Genomic DNA, 17,314 nt, shown 5'->3' on the forward strand with positions numbered 1-17,314 from the left:
TAAGTAGCATCTATAGTGCCAAATAACCCTCGGGGCATGACCTGCACTCAGCGCAAACACCCCGCAAAATGCTACGGTAAGGGTGCTTTGTAAACACTCTGTCACCAACTGAGCTGTCCGAGTGAACGCCCCGCATCACCCACATTAAGGGCGTCACCACAACGACCGAGGTGACCACACAGGAAGAAGGCATGACATGCTCTCTGAGAAGTCCCGCCCCATTATTGAGGCAACGCTGCCCATTATTGCTGAGCGCATCAACGACATCACCCCCGACTTCTACCGTCGAATGTTCGCCGCCCGCCCCGACCTGATGGACGGCATGTTCTCCCGCTCCTCCCAGCTCGAAGGCACCCAGCCCAAGGCGCTGGCAGGCTCCATCGCCGTATTCGCCTCCTACATTGTCGAGCACCCGAACTCCTACCCCGACGAGGTCCTCTCCCGCGTTGCACACAAGCACGCATCCCTGGGCCTGAAGGAAGAAGAGTACCCCACCGTCTACAAGTACCTCTTCGAGGCAATTGCCGCTAACCTGGGCGACCTGGCTACCCCCGAAATCGTTGAGGCATGGACCGAGGTCTACTGGCTCATGGGCAACGCCCTCATCAAGCTGGAGAAGGGCCTGTACGCTTCCCAGGCAAACGACGTCATGTTCGCACCCTTCAAGCTCGTTGAGCGCAAGGAGACCGGCGAGAACGTCGTCGTGCTGACCTTCGAGCCCGCCGACGAGACCCCCATGACCGAGTCCAAGGGCGGCCAGTACATCTCCATCATCGTTCCCGCACGCGACGGCCTGCGCCAGGCACGCCAGTACACCCTGCTGCCCAGCGAAAAGAACCAGCGCCGCATTGGTGTGAAGCTCGACCCCAACGGCGAGATGACCTCCATCCTGCACGAGCTGGAAGTCGGCGCAGTCGTCGAGATCTCCAACCCCTACGGTGACCTGACCCTGGAAGGCTTCGGCGACCCCGAGGCACCCCTGTACCTCTTCTCCGCAGGTATCGGCACCACCCCCATGCTCAGCTTCCTCTCCGAGCTGGTCGAGAAGGGCTCCGAGCGCCCCGTGACCGTGGTTCACGCAGATCGCCGCCTGGACACCTGGCCCCTGCGCGAAGAGCTCACCGAGCTCGTCGGCAAGCTGCCCAACGCACGCCTCGTCTCCTTCATCGAGGGTGAGGGTGGCGACTACACCGGCCGCGTCGACGTCTCCAAGCTGGACGTTCCCTCCAACGCTAACGTTTACCTCTGCGGCCCGCTGCCCTTCATGCAGGGCGTACGCTCCGCACTGGTGGAGGCAGGCGTTCCCGGTAAGAACATCAACTACGAGATCTTCGGCCCCGACCAGTGGATGCTCCACGACCAGGCACGCGAGGCGTAAAAACTCCGTAAGCCGGCTCGTCCGCTAGGTTTCTTAAACCCGGCTAGGTTCTTCCTCTTAGACAGAAGAACCTAGCCGGGTTTTTAGAACTCAAAATAAAAATCCCGCCCCGCAGACGAATCTGCGAGGCGGGATTTTTAGTAGCTAGCTAGTGCTTAGCCCTGGCGAACCAGAGCCAGAACCTCGTCGCGGACGCGCTCCATAGTCGCAACATCCGGAGCCTCAAGGTTCAGGCGCAGGAAAGGCTCAGTGTTCGAAGGACGCAGGTTGACCCACCAGCCCTCTTCAGTGTTGGTGAAGGTGGTGCCGTCGGAGTCCTCAACAACCACGGGAGCGTTAGCGTAGTGTGCACGCACGCGATCCACAGCGGCAGCCTTGTCTTCGATCTCGGAGTTGATCTCGCCGGAGGCAACGTACGGGGAGTACTTTGCGCTGATCTCGGAGAGGGGCTGGTCGCCGCCACCCAGAGCAGCCAGCACGTGCATTGCAGCGAGCATGCCGGTGTCTGCGTTGAAGAAGTCCTTGAAGTAGTAGTGAGCGGAGTGCTCGCCACCGAAAACGCCGTTCTCCTCAGCCATAACAGCCTTGATGAAGGAGTGGCCCACGCGGGTCTTCACTGCGCGGCCGCCCAGCTTCTCAACCAGCTCGGGAACAGCCTTCGAGGTGATCAGGTTGTAGATGATGACGGGCTCTTCGTTGCCCTCAGCCTTTGCACGAGCGATCTCGCGCTCAGCAACCAGAGCGGTCACAGCCGAAGGAGTGACGGGCTCACCCTTCTCGTCGATGACGAAGCAGCGGTCAGCGTCGCCGTCGAATGCCAGACCAATGTCAGCACCGTGCTCAACAACAGCCTTCTGCAGGTCAACCAGGTTAGCCGGCTCCAGCGGGTTAGCCGGGTGGTTCGGGAAGGTGCCGTCCAGCTCGAAGTACAGGGGAACGATTTCCAGGGGCAGGCCCGGCAGGATGGTGTCGCCCAGAACAGCGGGGGTGGTCATACCACCCATGCCGTTACCAGCGTCAACAACAACCTTCAGGGGACGGATGGAAGACAGATCAACCAGCTTGCGCAGGTACTCTGCGTAAGGCTTGAGGATGTCCTTCTCAGAAACGGTGCCGACCTTCTCCACGGAAGGAATCTCGCCCGCATCCAGGTACTTCTGAGCCAGGTCGCGAATATCGAACAGACCGGACTCGGAAGACAGAGGAACAGCGCCAGCCTTAGCCATCTTCATGCCGTTGTACTCTGCGGGGTTGTGGCTAGCGGTGAAGGTAACACCGGCAGCGTTCTCAACGCCACATGCGAAGTACAGAACGTCAGTGGAGATCAGGCCGATCTTCTCAACATTTGCACCGCGAGCGGTTGCACCCTGGGCGAATGCATCCATGAATTCGGGGGAGGAGGGGCGCATGTCGCCACCGACCAGAATGGTCTGGCCCTCCAGGCCCAGAACGTCTACGAAAGCCGCACCAGTAGCGCGAACAGTCTCTGCGGTAATGGTCTCGCCGACGATGCCACGCACGTCGTACGCTTTGAATGAGTCATGTAGATTAATAGTAGTCACGCCTTTTATTTTAGCGGTAAAGAAGTGCAACTAGCCTCTATAATGGGCAGGTAAAACCTTATAAATTCCGCTGAATGTATGGGTTTTTTATCACTTCACTTACTTCAAACAACTCACGTCGAGAGGTATTTTCCCCCATGGGTGAGATTTTTTCCCTAAAAAACCAGATTCAGAATTATGCGTGGGGTTCCCGTGAAATTCTCGGACGCATGCGTGGCGTGCCTGTCCCCACCGAACAGCCCGAGGCTGAGGTGTGGGTTGGCGCGCATCCGGCTGCGCCCTCCCGTGCGACCGTTGACGGCACCGAGTCCCCGCTCAACGAGCTGATCCAGGCTGAGCCGTCCCGTTTCTTGCGTCCGGACCGTACCTCCGACTGGTTCCCCTTCCTCTTTAAGATCCTTGCGATTGACGCCCCCCTGTCGATTCAGGTGCACCCCACCCCCGAGCAGGCTATTGCCGGCTTCGAGGATGAGCAGGCACGCGGCATCGCGATTGACGCGCCGCACCGTAACTACAAGGACCGCTACTCCAAGCCTGAAACCGTCATCGCCCTGACCCAGATGCGCGTGCTCACCGGTGTGCGCACCTCTGAGCAGCTGGCAGAGCTGGCTGAGGCGTTCAAGGCTGGCTGGCTGGCAGAGCGTGTGGAGCTCACCCCCAAGCAGCTGCTGACCGAGATTATCCGCATGCCCGAAGAGACCGCCACCGCGGCTGTTGAGCAGGTTGTTGAGGCGGCGGCACAGCTGACCGGCTCCGACAACGCACTCATCGCTGACGCAGCTGAGCTCGTGCAGATTGTTGCCGGCAAGTACCCCGGCGACCGCGGTCTGCTCGTTGCCTTCGTCATGAACCTGGTTCACCTGGCACCGGGCGAATCTGCCTTCACCCCCGACGGTCAGGTGCACGCCTACGTCTCCGGCACCGCTATTGAGCTGATGAACCCCTCCGATAACGTGATGCGCGCGGGCCTGACCGCAAAGCACATCGACACCGAGGAGCTCATCAAGGTTCTTGGCGAAAGCCAGGACGCCCCCGTTATCCAGCGTCCCACCCCCGAGAACGCACCTGTGGGCACCTACGCCATGTGGGACGAGCGTATGAGCGTAACCCGCATCCGCGTTGAAGAGGGCAAGCCGCAGGAATACACCTTCGAGGGCATTAGCGCCGCGCTGAGCGTATCCGGCAAAATCACTATTCACGCAGCAGACGGCAACGGCACCGAAGAGTTCGTTCTGGGCGCCACCGAGTCGGTACTGCACGTGGGTGAGCCCTCGGTGGCAACCCTGAGCGGTAATGGCGAGCTGTACATCGCTTCTTACGTCTAGGTTTAATATTTGGGTCTTACCTCTACATGTTGCGTCTGGGAAGCGTCTCTAGACACTCAAATCTAGACAGCTCAATGGAGCATTCAAAAGAGATCGCTCCGCTAATGACGCTCATAAAGAATCCACGTTCTTTCGTACCTCTGAATAAGGTGAAGGGACGTGGATTTTTTATTCCCCCGATGTTCGGTGGGAGGGGCTTTTTGTGTTGACCCTGCAGAATGTGTTCTGGGTAACCTATAATTGCTCTTATAAATATGCGTGTACCTGTGCCTTTATGCACCTCTTCATTGGGTACGCATCCCCAAACCACTAGGAGAACACTGTGAAGATCATCCTCACCGTCACAGGCATCGACCACGAAGGCATCATCGCCGCCGTGACCGCAACCCTCGCCGAGCGCAAGGTCAACGTCCTCGACGTCTCCCAGACCATCATGGGCGAATTCTTCACCATGATCATGCACTGCTCCTTCGACGAAGAGCAGCAGAACCTCATCGACCTGCAGGAAGCCATGGTTGGTGTTGAGCACGAACAGAAGGTCCAGATTCGCATCCAGGCAGAATCCATCTTCAAGGCAATGCACACCATCTAAGCGGCCACCATGATGAATGACAATATTCTTGAAACCATCCGAATGATCGAGGAGCAGAAGCTCGACATTCGCACCGTCACCATGGGCATCTCCCTGCTCGACTGCGCCGACTCTGACGGTGAGGTAGCCCGCCGCAAAATCTACGACAAGATCACCAGCCGCGCCGCAAACCTCGTCAGCGTCTGCGAAGGTATCGAAGCTGAGCTTGGCATCCCGATCGTCAATAAGCGCATCGCCGTCACCCCTATCGCGCTGGTGGCAGGCGCCTCCAACGATGAGGACTATGTAGAGTTCGCTCGCACCCTCGACGCGGCAGCTAAGGCAGTCGGCGTGAACTTCGTCGGCGGCTTCAGTGCCCTCGTCGATAAGGGCATGACCCCCGCTGACGAAAAGCTGATTCGTTCCATCCCTCGAGCGCTCGCAGAAACCGACGTTGTCTGCTCCTCCGTAGATATCGGATCCTCTCGCGCCGGCATCAACATGAGTGCCGTCAAACTCATGGGCGAAACCATCCGCGCCACCGCAGACCTGACCGCGGACACGCACGGCTTCGGCTGCGCCAAGCTTGTCGTCTTTGCGAACGCTGTCAGCGACAACCCCTTCATGGCGGGCGCATTCCACGGCGTGCAGGAGGCAGACACCACCATCTCCGTAGGTGTCTCCGGCCCCGGCGTGGTGCACCGCGCCCTGCAGAAGGTCCGCGGCGAATCCTTCGACACCTGCGCAGAAGAAATCAAGAAGGCAGCCTTCAAGATTACCCGCGTCGGCCAGCTGGTCGGTACCCTCGCCGCTGAACGCCTTGGCGTGCAGTTCAACATTATCGACCTCTCCCTGGCACCCACCGCAGAGATTGGCGACTCGGTCGCACACATCCTCGAGGAAATGGGTCTGGAAACCGTCGGTACCCACGGTACCGTCGCAGCCCTCGCACTGCTCAACGATGCGGTGAAGAAGGGCGGCCTCATGGCGTGCTCGAACGTCGGTGGCCTCTCCGGCTCCTTCATCCCGATCTCTGAGGATATCGGCATGATTGAATCCGCCGCAGCCGGACACATCAGCCTCGACAAGCTCGAAGCAATGACCGCCATCTGCTCCGTCGGCCTGGACATGGTCGCGGTTCCCGGTGACACCCCCGCCGCCACCCTCGCCGCAATGATTGCCGACGAGGCAGCCATCGGCGTGATGAACCACAAGACCACCGCGGTCCGCGTCATCCCGGCGGTTGGCCTGGGCGTAGGCGACATGGTCGAATTCGGTGGCCTGCTCGGTCGAGCACCCGTCATGCCCACCCATACCCCGAGCGCGGATGCGTTCATCGCCCGCTGCGGTCGTATTCCGTCGCCGGTTCACGGTTTCCGCAACTAAGCTCGATTCCGCAACTAAACTCTAGGGGCACTGAGAACCAATAGAAAAAGGGGAGGCATCGAAGAATATTTCTTCGGTGCCTCCCCATTTTGTGCTGTCTTGAAGAGCCAAAGACTCTTGTCTGAGCGTTTCTAATACACGAAGCGGCTCATCAATGCTTCAAGCGCCAGACGCGCATTTGCGTTCGTCCGCAGGCGACGCAGAGTCAGCTCAATCGCCTGCACATCCTCCAGTAGCTGCAGGGCGGAACGGCGGGTGCAGAACGCTTCTAGGGGCTCACGCAAATGCTCATTGACCAGCGGAGCCTTCGCCGACAGAGCCACCGTCAACGCATCACGCAGTACCGTCTGAACCTGCGCCACGGAACGCAACAGCGTATCGGAGGAAACGCGCTTAGCGCGGCGCTTCTGCTGCTCCTCCAGGCGGCGAACCTGCGCTCGCAAGGACGGCGAAACCCGCTCACCCTCACGGATACCCAGCAGTGCCAGTAGCTCCTGGCGTTCCTGCTCGTCCTTGAGAGCGGAGACAGCCTGCGCGTCCTGATCAGCAAGGTCGGTGAGCTTCTCAGCTGCGTTGAAAGCCGAAGAAATAGAACGAACATTCAGAATCAGGGAGGTAATCAGCTCCCGACGAGCCATCGCCTGCTCATTGGTCGCCAAACGGTACCCCTCCTGCGCATCGCCCAGAGCCAGGCGTGCCGCACGCTGCGCCAACGGATCAGCCACACCGTGCGCCAGCAGATACTCGTGCACCTGCGCATCCGTCGGAACCGGCAATTGCACCGGACGGCAACGCGAACGAATCGTCACCAGAACATCGGTGGGGGAGGGCGCCGTCAGCAACCAAATCGTGTGCGGCGGTGGCTCCTCAATCGCCTTCAGCAGCACATTGGAGGTACGCTCCGGCATGCGCTCGGTGTCCTCCACCAAAATCACACGCCAACGACCCACGGTCGGGCGGTCCTGAGCCTTCATGACCAGCTCGCGTGCCTCATCAATGCTGATCTGCGTCGCCTCAGTACTAAAGTGCGTGAAATCTGCGTGCGAACCGTTCATGACGGTCACACAACCCTTGCACTGGCCGCAGCCGCGGTTCTGCGGGTCGGGCTGCTCGCACAGCAGAGCGGCAGCAAAAACCTTCGCCGCCTCACGGTGAGGCGCACCGGTCGCCCCGGTAAACAGCCAAGCGTGCGTGGGACGGCTAGCTGCGGCGTCTGCGCGTAGCTGCTGCAGCTTATCGGCGGGAATTAGCAGGGTATCCCAGAGGCTCATGAGTCCTCCCTACCGGTGCGGACCAGCTCGCGGGCGGCGAGCAGCGGTTCAATCACCTCGAGCACGCGCGCGTGTACCTGCTCAATCGTGCCCACGCCGTCAATGATGCGGTGCGAACCGTTAGCGTCCTCGCGGGCAATCTGCTCGAACGCGCCGTGAATACGTGCCTTGAACGCCGCGCCTTCAGCCTCAATACGATCAACGGTGCCGCGCTGGTCCATGCGTTCCTGCTCGGCGCTCAGCGGTACGCTCAACAGCAGGGTTGCGTCGGGAACCAGATCGGCGGTGGCCCAGCGGCTCAAATCGACAATGGTCTCAACGCCCAGATCACGGCCTACGCCCTGGTACGCGGCGGAGGAATCAATATAGCGGTCGCTCAGCACGATGGCGCCCTCAGCGAGCGCGGGGCGAATCAGCTGGGAGGCGTGCGCCGCGCGGGACGCCGCGAAAATCAGCGCCTCGGCGCGGTCGTCAATAGTGCCCTGACCTGCCTCAAGGACGAGTGCGCGTAGCTTTTCGCCAATCTCGGTGCCGCCGGGTTCGCGGGTGGTGATGACACGGTATCCGCGGTCGCGTAGTGCTTTATTCAGCAGTGCGAGCTGGGTGGTTTTGCCGGCGCCGTCGCCTCCTTCAACCACGATAAAAAGCCCGCGGCGACCGGTCGGGTCGGCGGGAAGATTCTGCGCATCGGGGGTGTAGCTGAGAGTATCCATCACTTCTTAAGAGTACCGGGTCTGCCCAAATCCTCGGTGTGGCTTCGGCGACGGTTCCGAACAGCATTGAGTGCGCTTACAGGTAAAAAACATGTAAATACTGTGTACCGTCACCTGCGTGGGCGTGCGTTCTGGGCGTGGGTGTGCCAGGCTTAAAGGCATGAGTGCAGATAACCACGACATGAATTACTCCGCCGAGACCTTCGTCGTCTCCGGCGGCCGCCCGGCACACGAGCATGACGCGCCGGTGAACCCCCCGATCGTTCTTTCTTCCACCTACCGCGGCGTGGACGCTGTCAACATTGAGCAGGACCGCGTGTACGCCCGCTTCTCGAACCCCACCTGGGAGGGTATGGAAGAGGTTGTGGCGAAGCTGGAGAACGCATCCCAGCCGGGTCTGCTGTTCCCCTCCGGCATGGCTGCTGTCGCCGCCGTGATTGACCTGGTTCCGGTTGGTTCCATTGTGCTGATTCCGAAGCACGCGTACATGGCGTCGGTGACCCTGTGCAAGGATTTGGAACGCCGCGGCATTATCGAGCTCATTCGCGTGGACATTGAAGATACCGAGAGCGTTATCGCCGCTATGGAGGATGCCGCATCCCGCGCCGGCGTGACCCCCGAGAACGTGAACTACTCGGCACCGAAGGTCCTGGCGTGGCTGGAGAGCCCCACCAACCCGATGCTTGAGGTCGCTGACCTGCCCGCCCTGCTGTCTACCGCTCGCCGCCTGGGCATTGTGACCGCGGTGGACAACACCTTCGCGACCCCGATTCTGCAGCGTCCCCTGGATTTGGGTGCTGACGTCGTGGTTCACTCCGCTACGAAGTTCCTTGCGGGCCACTCGGATGTTCTGCTGGGTATGGCCCTCACCTCGAATGAGGAGCTGTACAAGGCGATGCTGCACCACCGCATCACCAACGGCGCAATCCCCGGTCCGGTGGAGGCGTGGCTTGGTCTGCGTGGCCTGCGCACCCTGGCGCTGCGCGTGGAGCGTGCGGTGCAGAACGCGCAGGTACTGGCTGAGCGCCTGAGCGAGCACCCCTTCGTGACCGAAGTGCGTTACCCGGGTCTGGAGAGCGACCGCGGCCATGAAGTCGCGAAGAAGCAGATGGATGGTTTCGGCGCGATTCTCTGCGTCACCCTGGATACCGACGCGGCGGGTGCCCGTAACGTTGTGGAGGCGCTGAAGCTGTGGACCCCGGCAACCTCCCTGGGTGGTGTGGAGTCCCTGGTGGAGCGTCGCCGTCGCCACGGTAACGAGCCGGATTCGATTCCGGAGTCGCTGCTGCGCCTGTCGGTGGGTATTGAGAACGTTGATGACCTTTACAATGACTTGGTTGAGGCCTTTAAGGTTGTCCGCTAGGCACTTTGCTAGGGTTGTCTAGAGAAGCTGCTGATTCTAAGGAATACTATGTCTCCTATTCTGTTGGTCTGGTATGTGACCACTTTTGTTGATACGCTGCTGGCTATTGCAGCTGCTGTGGTTGGCGTGCTGGCTTTTGTGCGTGCGTGGATGTCTCCGGCTAATGCTTACGATTTTGCCGGTAAGCGCCCGAAGAACACCTGGCTGGCTTTGACCGGTGGTGCTGCCGCGGTGTCGCTGTTTAGCGTTTTTGCTGCGGTGACTGGCGGCGGTAATACTGTGCTGATTCTTCAGCTGGTTGCTGCTGTGATTAGCTGCGTGTTCCTGGCTGGTGTGTGGCCTTCGGTTGGTCGCCGCCGTTTCTAGCGTTAGCTTGTGCGCTCGCTTTGAGCGATACGTTGTGGAGCCTCGCGTGCCGTTTGTCGGGTTTGTTCCGGTTGGGTGGTGTGCGGGGCTTTGCCGCGTCTTGGCGCGGTTTTTGCCGTTCCTCTTCTGGTAGAAAAGACCCTTATAAATTTTTGGGAGAATGCATATTTTCTAGGCTCTAAGGCATGACAAACCGGCGGGTAAATGAAAAAATAGAGGTATGACTTACAAACTAGTACTCCTGCGCCACGGCCAGTCCGAGTGGAACGAGAAGAACCTGTTCACCGGCTGGGTGGACGTTAACCTGACCGATAAGGGCCGCGCTGAGGCTAAGCGTGGCGGTGAGCTGCTGGCAGAGCGCAACATCCTCCCCGATGTTGTTCACACCTCCCTGCAGCGTCGCGCAATCAACACCGCAAACCTTGCACTGGATGCAGCAGACCGTCTGTGGATTCCCGTCAAGCGCACCTGGCGCCTGAACGAGCGTCACTACGGTGCCCTGCAGGGTAAGAACAAGTCCGAGATCCGCGAGGAATACGGCGACGAGAAGTTCATGACTTGGCGTCGTTCCTACGACGTTCCGCCGCCCCCGCTGGACGACAACGACCCCTACTCGCAGGCACACGACCCCCGCTACGCGAATGTTGAGAACGCTCCCCGCACCGAGTGCCTGAAGGACGTTCTGGGCCGTATGCTTCCCTACTGGGAGTCGGACATCAAGCCCGACCTCGCAGCAGGCAAGACCGTTCTGGTTGCTGCACACGGTAACTCCCTGCGTTCGCTGGTCAAGCACCTCGAGGGTATTTCCGATGAGGACATTGCTGGCCTGAACATCCCCACCGGTATTCCGCTGTACTACGAGCTGGATGAGAACTTCAAGCCCGTCAAGGCTGGCGAGTACCTGGACCCCGAGGCTGCTAAGGACGCTATTGCTGCCGTAGCAAACCAGGGTAAGTAATACCTTCGACAGGGTTTCGCCCCTGTACTTGTGATGAGCCGTCCACCGGTAAGGTGGGCGGCTCATTGCGTTCTCTGCCAGGTTTCCGCACGGAGGGCGTGTCTGAGAAGAGGCGCGCTCGCCTGAGTGCTGGGTAGCAGCCACATTTATACTGAGTGGGGTACTCGAATAGAAGGGAAGTACATGGATGCCGGTCTGATCGCCTTTATTGCGGGCATGATAGGTCTGCTGGTGGGCGTCCTGAGCATGAACGCGGTGGCGCGTAGTGAGCGTGAGCAGGAGCGTAGCTTGGTGTCGGCGCCGGCGCTGCGTGATGGTGCCGCTCAGGTGCTTGCTGTGATTGGTCGCGCCTACCTGGTGATTGATGAGGTGGGCGGCGTGGTTCAGGCTTCTCCGGGTGCTTATGCGATGGGTCTGGTGCGTGGCCATACGGTGGCGTCTGATGAGCTGGCGGATATGATTCGCACGGTGCGTCATCGCGGTATTTTTGTGGAGCGTAGCTTTGAGATTGACCGCGGTGAGGGTGAGGCGCTGGTCCTGGATGTGCGTGTTGCGTCGCTGGGTGATGAGTACATTCTGGTGCTCGCGGATGACCGCACTGAGATTTCTCGTGTTCAGCGTATGCGTAATGACTTTGTGGCGAATGTGTCGCATGAGTTGAAGACTCCGGTGGGTGCGGTGAGTCTGTTGGCTGAGGCTATTGAGCAGGCGAGTGATGACCCGGAGGCTATCGAGTATTTTGTGGGTCGTCTGCATAAGGAGACTCGCCGCCTCTCTGCGCTGGTGCGTGACATTATTGAGCTTTCGCGTCTGCAGTCGACCGATGTAATTGCGCGCGGTGGTCCGGTGTCGGTGCCTTCTTTGGTGGCTGATGCGGTGGATCGTTCGCATATTGTGGCGGAGGAGAAGGACATCCAGATTTCTACCCGCATCGAGGAGGTCCCCGAGGTGTATGGTGACGCCGAGCTGCTCGGTATTGCTGTGCAGAACGTGGTGGAGAATGCGGTGCGGTATTCGCCGGAGCATACGAAGGTGGATATTTGGGTGCATCGCGTGGCTGATCAGCTGCTGGTTGAGGTTTCTGATCAGGGCGTGGGTATCCCGGAGGATGAGCAGAAGCGTATTTTTGAGCGTTTTTACCGGGTTGATCCGGCTCGTTCGCGTCAGACGGGTGGCACTGGTTTGGGCTTGAGTATTGTGAAGCATGTGATGACTCAGCACGGTGGTAGCGTGACGGTTCGTTCGATGCCGCAGGAGGGCTCGACGTTTACGTTGGCGTTGCCGCTGAATGAGGCTCCGGTCGCAGTGTAGTGTTAGCGGTATAGGTTTTATGGAATCGAAGGAAGTTATTGATGTCTAAAATTCTGATTGTTGAGGACGAAGAGGCCCTCTCGGATCCTCTGGCGTTTTTGCTGGGTCGTGAGGGTTTCCAGACGATTGTTGTAGATAACGGTCTGGATGCTCTGCCGGTGTTTGACCGCGAGGGTGCGGACCTGGTGCTGCTGGATGTGATGCTTCCGGGCATGTCCGGTATGGAGGTGTGCCGTAAGCTGCGTGAGGTGTCTTCGGTCCCGATTATCATGCTGACCGCTAAGGATTCTGAGCTGGATAAGGTTCTGGGTCTGGAGCTGGGCGCTGATGACTATGTGACGAAGCCGTATTCTGCGCGTGAGTTGATTGCTCGTATCCGCGCGGTGTTGCGTCGTCGTTCGGCGGAGACTGATTCTGCGACTGAGTCGGTGCTGCAGGGCGGCCCGGTGCGTATGGATATTGACCGCCATGTGGTGACGGTTAATGGTGAAGAGATTTCTATGCCGCTGAAGGAGTTTGAGCTCCTTGAGATTCTGCTGCGCAATGTGGGTCGTGTGATGACTCGTGGCCAGCTGATTGAGCGCGTGTGGGGTGCCGACTATGTGGGCGATACGAAGACTCTGGATGTGCATATTAAGCGTCTGCGTTCGAAGATTGAGCCGGATTCTTCTGCTCCGCAGTATGTGGTGACGGTTCGCGGCTTGGGCTATAAGTTCGAGGCGTAGGCGGGCTAGAGACTGATGACTTCTGCTTCTGCGGCGAATACTGCTGTGATTGTTTTGGCGGCTGGTTCGGGTACTCGCCTGGGTGAGCCGATTCCGAAGGCTGCTGTGCGTGTGCACGGTCGTACTCTGCTGGATTATGCGTTGGAGGGTGCGCTTGCTTCGGGTGTTGCTGAGCATGTGGTGGTGACTGTTCCTGCTGATTGTTCGGTGAGCTGCCCGGAGCTTTTGGAGGATGCCCGCCGTACCGGCGCGTTGATCACCACCGGTGGTGATACTCGTACTGCTTCGGTGGTTGCGGCGTTGGATGCGTTGAAGGATGCGCAGGTTCCGGTGGATTATGTGCTGATTCATGATTGCGCTCGTGCGTTTACGCCGCCGCAGGTGTATCACCGTGTGATTGAGGGGCTGGGTTCTGAGAGTCCGCAGGGTGTTGTGCGTGCGGTGATTCCTGTGTTGCCGGTGGTGGATACGGTGAAGACCGTTGATTCTGCCGGCCTGGTGACGGGTACTCCTTCGCGCGCGCAGATGCGTGCGGTGCAGACTCCTCAGGGTTTTGAGGTCTCTGCCCTGTTGGCGGCGCATGAGCGTAGCCGATCCCTGCCGCCCGAGGAAGCTGAGCTGTTGACTGATGATGCGATGGCTATGGAGGCGGCGGGCGAGCCGGTGTTGACGGTTGCCGGTGATGCGGATGCGTTTAAGGTGACGACTCCGATGGATTTGCGGGTTGCTCGCGCGCTGTTTGGCGATTCTGCTTCCTAATCCTGCCGCGTAACGCCTCTTATACCTGCCTCTGTAGTGGGGCGGGCACTGCTGCTGAGAAGATTTTTGTTCGATTGAAGGGTCCTGTAATGACTGTTATTCCTCGTGTTGGTACCGGTGTTGATGTCCATGCTTTCGGTGAGGAGGGCACTCCTCTGTATATTGCTGGCCTGCATTGGCCGGGTGAGCGTGGTTTGAGCGGCCATTCTGATGGTGATGTGGTGGCTCATGCTGCTGCTGATGCGCTGTTTGCTGCCTCTGGCACGGGGGATTTGGGCTCTAATTTCGGTGTGGATCGCCCGGACATGAAGGGTGCTTCGGGTGTTCGTATTCTTTCTGAGGCTGCGGCGATTGTGCGTGCGGCTGGTTTTGAGATTGGTAATGTGAGCGTTCAGCTGGTGGGTAACCGCCCGAAGTTCTCTCCGCGCCGTGATGAGGCGAACCGTGTGCTGAGCGAGGCGGCGGGTGCTCCGGTGACGGTGATTGCGACGACTACTGACGGTCTGGGTTTGACGGGCCGCGGCGAGGGTGTGGCTGCTATTGCGACGGCGCTGGTGTATCCGCGTTCGTAGGTGTTTGGCTGCTTCGAGCCATTCTGTAACCTATCGCTGATTTACCGCCCCGGCGTCTGAACCGACCCCGTAGAATGAGAGTGTGACTATGCGTTTTTATGATTCAGCTTCCGCGACTATTCGCGAGTTTGAGCCCGTCGTGCCCGGTGAGGCGCGTATCTATTATTGTGGTGCTACGGTGCAGGGTGAACCGCATCTGGGCCACATCCGTTCGGCGTTGGTTTTTGACCAGTTGAGCCGTTGGATGCGTTACCGTGGTTTGAAGGTGACGACGGTCCGCAATGTCACTGATATTGATGACAAGATTTTGGCGAAGTCTGCTGATTCTATGGAGCCCGGTTTTGAGGGTGAGTTCCCGAATGAGCAGTGGTGGGCGCTCGCGTATCGTTTTGAGAAGGTTTTTGCTCAGGCGTATGCGGCGTTGGGTATTGATCCGCCGACGTATGAGCCGCGCGCGACCGGTCATATTCCGGAGATGTTTGCTCTGATTCAGCGTCTGATTGATCGTGGCCACGCGTATCCTGCACTGGATGATTCTGGTGACGTGTATTTTGATGTGCGTTCGTGGGATAAGTATGGTGCGCTGACGAATCAGAGCGTTGAGGATATGCAGGATTCTGCGGATGCTGATCCGCGCGGTAAGCGTGACCCTCGCGATTTTGCCCTGTGGAAGGGCTATAAGGAGGGTGAGCCGCTGACTGCTTCGTGGGAGTCTCCGTGGGGTCGCGGCCGTCCGGGCTGGCACCTGGAGTGCTCGGCGATGGCTGGTAAGTATTTGGGTTCGCGTTTCGATATTCACGGTGGCGGTTTGGATTTGCGTTTCCCGCACCATGAGAATGAGCTGGCGCAGTCGACTGCAGCTGGCGATGATTTCGCGAATTTCTGGATGCATAACGGCATGGTCACCTATGAGGGTGAGAAGATGTCGAAGTCTATCGGTAATACGATTTCGCCGGCGCAGATGCTGCAGATGGCCCGTCCGCTGGTGGTTCGTTATTACCTGGGTAGTGCGCATTATCGTTCGATTCTTGATTACCGTCCGTCGTCTCTGCAGGAGGCGGCAACCGCTATTGAGCGTGTTGAGGCGTTCCTTGCTGCAACTCAGGATGTGCTGAAGCCGGGTCGTGAGGTTCCGGAGGCTTTTGCAGAGGCTATGGATGATGACGTGAATATTCCGCGTGCTCTGGCGGTTCTGCATGAGCAGACTCGTGCCGGTAATGCGGCGCTTGCTGCCGGTGAGGATGCTTCGGAGGCGGCGAATGCTGTGATGGCTATGGCTGAGGTTCTGGGCCTGGCGCAGCTGATGAGCTTTAATGCTGAGGGCACTTCGGGTGCTGAGCATGAGGCTCTGGATGCGCTGATTCAGGCTGTATTGGCGGAGCGTGCTGCTGCTCGTGCTCAGAAGGATTGGGCGAAGGCTGATGCGATGCGTGATCTATTGGCGTCTGCTGGTGTGCAGGTGAAGGATGGCGCGAATGGTTCGAGCTGGAGCGTTGGCTAGAGGGTGATGTGCCCCGCGTTTGTGCGTAAGGCTTAGGTCGCGCGGGTTTCTCTCGCGTAGACTCGTATTCATTACTTTGACGAAGGAAGAGAAGAATGGCTAAGGCAGGTTCGCGCCCGGGCGCTACCACCAAGAAGAAGGGTGCTACTAAGGGCACTGGCGGTCACGGTCGTAAGGCGCTTGAGGGTAAGGGTCCTACTCCGAAGGCTGAGGACCGCGTTTATCACAAGGCGCATAAGATGAAGCGCGCGGCTGAGCGTCGTGCTGCTACCGGTACGAACCGTAAGTTCCAGACTCGTCTGGGCGGTAAGCGTGCTAGCGATGAGCTGGTGACTGGTCGTAATGCGGTGCTTGAGGCTCTGCGTACTGAGATTCCCTCGAAGCACTTGTACATCATGAGCCGTGTTGAGGTTGATGACCGCGTTCGCGAGATTATGACTATTGCGAATAAGCGCAATATTCCGATGCTGGAGATTCCGCGTAGCGAGCTGGATCGTTTGACTGATGGTTCTGTGCATCAGGGTGTTGCGATGCAGATTCCGCCGTACAAGTACCCGGACGCGACTGATTTGGTGCTGGATACTATGGAGCGTTGGCACTCGGGTAAGCTGTCGACTCCGCCGCTGTTTGTTGCTTTGGACGGTATTACTGATCCGCGTAACTTGGGTGCGATTATTCGTAGCGTGTCCGCATTTAGCGGTGATGGTGTGATTATTCCTGAGCGTCGTTCGGCTGCTGTGACCGCTGGTGCGTGGAAGACTAGTGCTGGTGCGGCTGCTCGTATTCCTGTTGCGATGGCGACTAATCTGACTCGCGTGATTCAGCAGGCTAAGGAGCAGGGTATTTTCGTGATTGGTCTGGATGGCGGTGGCGATATTGAGCTGCCGGCTCTGGAGCTTGCGAATGAGCCGCTGTGCGTGGTGGTTGGTTCTGAGGGTAAGGGTCTGTCCCGCCTGGTGACTGAGAACTGCGATCAGATTGTGTCGATTCCGATTGATTCGGCGATGGAGTCTTTGAACGCAGCGATGGCTGTGGGCATTACTCTGTACGATGTTTCTCGTCGTCGCGCTTCCGCGAACTAGAGTTTTGAAGCTAGCGAGCTACGGACTGTAGCTCTGTAGCTTGAACCCTATAGCTTGAACAAGGAGGGCGCCCCGTGAGGGGGTGCCCTCCTTTTCTGTGCTCTCCCCATATATAGGTGCTCATATATAGGGAGACTACAGAACTGGGAGGTACAGAACGGGGAAGTGCAGCGGTACAGATATGCGGGATACAGAGATGGGGGAGGGGGCGGAGCCCCTCTTCCCATCTTTTCTTCCCGTCTTCTCTTCTTATCTTCTTGATGCTGAGAGGCTTTTCTGCCCTTCTATATGGGCTCTTCAGGGAGCTTCTGCAGGTTTTTCGGGGTCTTTTGAAGGTTTTTAAACTTTTTTCAAAGAGCTTTTGAGGAGCTTATCCTGTGCTGACTAGGCGGTTTAGTGTCTGGAGGGGTGTTTGGGACCCTTTCAAGGCCCTTTTTGTGTGCTACTTCACCCTTTTTCGGGTTGCAGGGG

16 protein-coding genes are annotated in these 17,314 nt (G+C 58.7%); 13 read left to right on the forward strand and 3 right to left on the reverse strand.

Translation table 11 applies throughout. The annotated features are described in order from the left end of the window. The first annotated feature begins 196 nt into the window (after window positions 1-196). The gene (locus RWL87_RS07000) at window positions 197-1,378 is read left to right on the forward strand and encodes an FAD-binding oxidoreductase (RefSeq protein ID WP_313969372.1); all 1,182 of its coding nucleotides are present in this window, start codon (window positions 197-199) and stop codon (window positions 1,376-1,378) included. A 155-nt stretch (window positions 1,379-1,533) separates the two neighbouring features. On the opposite strand, the gene RWL87_RS07005 is transcribed toward RWL87_RS07000, so the two are convergent. Continuing rightward, window positions 1,534-2,940, reverse strand: a complete 1,407-nt coding sequence (locus tag RWL87_RS07005; protein WP_296545446.1) for a phosphomannomutase/phosphoglucomutase — start codon at window positions 2,938-2,940, stop codon at window positions 1,534-1,536. A 137-nt stretch (window positions 2,941-3,077) separates the two neighbouring features. On the opposite strand from RWL87_RS07005, the gene manA reads away from it, so the two are divergent. The 3 genes from manA (at window position 3,078) to RWL87_RS07020 (ending at window position 6,222) form a co-directional block, all read left to right on the forward strand. Further along, the gene (gene manA, locus RWL87_RS07010) at window positions 3,078-4,265 is read left to right on the forward strand and encodes a mannose-6-phosphate isomerase, class I (protein WP_297606149.1); all 1,188 of its coding nucleotides are present in this window, start codon (window positions 3,078-3,080) and stop codon (window positions 4,263-4,265) included. A 322-nt stretch (window positions 4,266-4,587) separates the two neighbouring features. Next, on the forward strand, window positions 4,588-4,857 hold the full coding sequence (locus tag RWL87_RS07015) for an ACT domain-containing protein (RefSeq protein ID WP_005507158.1): 270 nt from the start codon (window positions 4,588-4,590) through the stop codon (window positions 4,855-4,857). Window positions 4,858-4,866: 9 nt separating this feature from the next. Beyond that, window positions 4,867-6,222, forward strand: a complete 1,356-nt coding sequence (locus RWL87_RS07020) for a PFL family protein (protein ID WP_313969373.1) — start codon at window positions 4,867-4,869, stop codon at window positions 6,220-6,222. A 131-nt stretch (window positions 6,223-6,353) separates the two neighbouring features. Here RWL87_RS07020 and RWL87_RS07025 read toward each other — a convergent pair whose 3' ends face one another. Both RWL87_RS07025 and tmk read right to left on the reverse strand, forming a co-directional pair. Next, entirely contained in the window at window positions 6,354-7,493 is a 1,140-nt protein-coding gene (locus RWL87_RS07025) for a DNA polymerase III subunit delta' (RefSeq protein ID WP_313969374.1), read from the reverse strand. Then, window positions 7,490-8,206: a dTMP kinase gene (tmk, locus tag RWL87_RS07030; RefSeq protein WP_313969375.1), complete on the reverse strand. Its 717-nt coding sequence runs from the start codon at window positions 8,204-8,206 to the stop codon at window positions 7,490-7,492. Before tmk ends, RWL87_RS07025 begins: the two co-directional genes overlap by 4 nt. 160 nt (window positions 8,207-8,366) lie before the next feature. Here tmk and RWL87_RS07035 point away from each other — a divergent pair, with 160 nt between their 5' ends. The 9 genes from RWL87_RS07035 to rlmB all read left to right on the forward strand — a co-directional run bounded on the left by RWL87_RS07035 (window position 8,367) and on the right by rlmB (window position 16,843). Then, window positions 8,367-9,569: an aminotransferase class I/II-fold pyridoxal phosphate-dependent enzyme gene (locus RWL87_RS07035; RefSeq protein WP_313969376.1), complete on the forward strand. Its 1,203-nt coding sequence runs from the start codon at window positions 8,367-8,369 to the stop codon at window positions 9,567-9,569. 48 nt (window positions 9,570-9,617) lie between these two features. Continuing rightward, the gene (locus RWL87_RS07040) at window positions 9,618-9,935 is read left to right on the forward strand and encodes a DUF2516 family protein (RefSeq protein WP_049353395.1); all 318 of its coding nucleotides are present in this window, start codon (window positions 9,618-9,620) and stop codon (window positions 9,933-9,935) included. A gap of 220 nt (window positions 9,936-10,155) precedes the next feature. After that, window positions 10,156-10,893, forward strand: a complete 738-nt coding sequence (locus RWL87_RS07045; RefSeq protein WP_294642459.1) for a phosphoglyceromutase — start codon at window positions 10,156-10,158, stop codon at window positions 10,891-10,893. Between the two features lie 183 nt (window positions 10,894-11,076). After that, complete coding sequence (locus tag RWL87_RS07050) at window positions 11,077-12,204, forward strand: cell wall metabolism sensor histidine kinase WalK (protein WP_070833235.1); 1,128 nt, start codon at window positions 11,077-11,079, stop codon at window positions 12,202-12,204. 41 nt (window positions 12,205-12,245) lie between these two features. Further along, entirely contained in the window at window positions 12,246-12,929 is a 684-nt protein-coding gene (locus tag RWL87_RS07055) for a response regulator transcription factor (protein WP_005507150.1), read from the forward strand. A 15-nt stretch (window positions 12,930-12,944) separates the two neighbouring features. Then, window positions 12,945-13,688, forward strand: coding sequence for a 2-C-methyl-D-erythritol 4-phosphate cytidylyltransferase (ispD, locus tag RWL87_RS07060; protein ID WP_313969377.1), 744 nt, complete (start codon window positions 12,945-12,947; stop codon window positions 13,686-13,688). A gap of 89 nt (window positions 13,689-13,777) precedes the next feature. Then, on the forward strand, window positions 13,778-14,260 hold the full coding sequence (ispF, locus tag RWL87_RS07065; RefSeq protein WP_005509302.1) for a 2-C-methyl-D-erythritol 2,4-cyclodiphosphate synthase: 483 nt from the start codon (window positions 13,778-13,780) through the stop codon (window positions 14,258-14,260). Between the two features lie 82 nt (window positions 14,261-14,342). Further along, the gene (gene cysS / locus RWL87_RS07070; RefSeq protein WP_070688153.1) at window positions 14,343-15,761 is read left to right on the forward strand and encodes a cysteine--tRNA ligase; all 1,419 of its coding nucleotides are present in this window, start codon (window positions 14,343-14,345) and stop codon (window positions 15,759-15,761) included. Window positions 15,762-15,856: 95 nt separating this feature from the next. After that, window positions 15,857-16,843 (forward strand): 23S rRNA (guanosine(2251)-2'-O)-methyltransferase RlmB, encoded by a 987-nt coding sequence (rlmB, locus tag RWL87_RS07075; protein WP_005509305.1) that lies wholly within the window; start codon window positions 15,857-15,859, stop codon window positions 16,841-16,843. Window positions 16,844-17,314: the final 471 nt, after the last annotated feature.

It is taken from the genome of uncultured Rothia sp. (genome assembly GCF_963555405.1).
Taxonomy (GTDB): Bacteria; Actinomycetota; Actinomycetes; order Actinomycetales; family Micrococcaceae; genus Rothia.

Coding starts and splice junctions, on each gene's coding strand:
- RWL87_RS07000 (WP_313969372.1), top strand. CDS start 197: ATGCTCTCTGAGAAGTCCCGCCCCATTATTGAGGCAACGCTGCCCATT.
- manA (WP_297606149.1), top strand. CDS start 3,078: ATGGGTGAGATTTTTTCCCTAAAAAACCAGATTCAGAATTATGCGTGG.
- RWL87_RS07020 (WP_313969373.1), top strand. CDS start 4,867: ATGATGAATGACAATATTCTTGAAACCATCCGAATGATCGAGGAGCAG.
- RWL87_RS07025 (WP_313969374.1), bottom strand. CDS start 7,493: ATGAGCCTCTGGGATACCCTGCTAATTCCCGCCGATAAGCTGCAGCAG.
- tmk (WP_313969375.1), bottom strand. CDS start 8,206: ATGGATACTCTCAGCTACACCCCCGATGCGCAGAATCTTCCCGCCGAC.
- RWL87_RS07035 (WP_313969376.1), top strand. CDS start 8,367: ATGAGTGCAGATAACCACGACATGAATTACTCCGCCGAGACCTTCGTC.
- RWL87_RS07040 (WP_049353395.1), top strand. CDS start 9,618: ATGTCTCCTATTCTGTTGGTCTGGTATGTGACCACTTTTGTTGATACG.
- RWL87_RS07045 (WP_294642459.1), top strand. CDS start 10,156: ATGACTTACAAACTAGTACTCCTGCGCCACGGCCAGTCCGAGTGGAAC.
- RWL87_RS07050 (WP_070833235.1), top strand. CDS start 11,077: ATGGATGCCGGTCTGATCGCCTTTATTGCGGGCATGATAGGTCTGCTG.
- RWL87_RS07055 (WP_005507150.1), top strand. CDS start 12,246: ATGTCTAAAATTCTGATTGTTGAGGACGAAGAGGCCCTCTCGGATCCT.
- ispD (WP_313969377.1), top strand. CDS start 12,945: ATGACTTCTGCTTCTGCGGCGAATACTGCTGTGATTGTTTTGGCGGCT.
- ispF (WP_005509302.1), top strand. CDS start 13,778: ATGACTGTTATTCCTCGTGTTGGTACCGGTGTTGATGTCCATGCTTTC.
- rlmB (WP_005509305.1), top strand. CDS start 15,857: ATGGCTAAGGCAGGTTCGCGCCCGGGCGCTACCACCAAGAAGAAGGGT.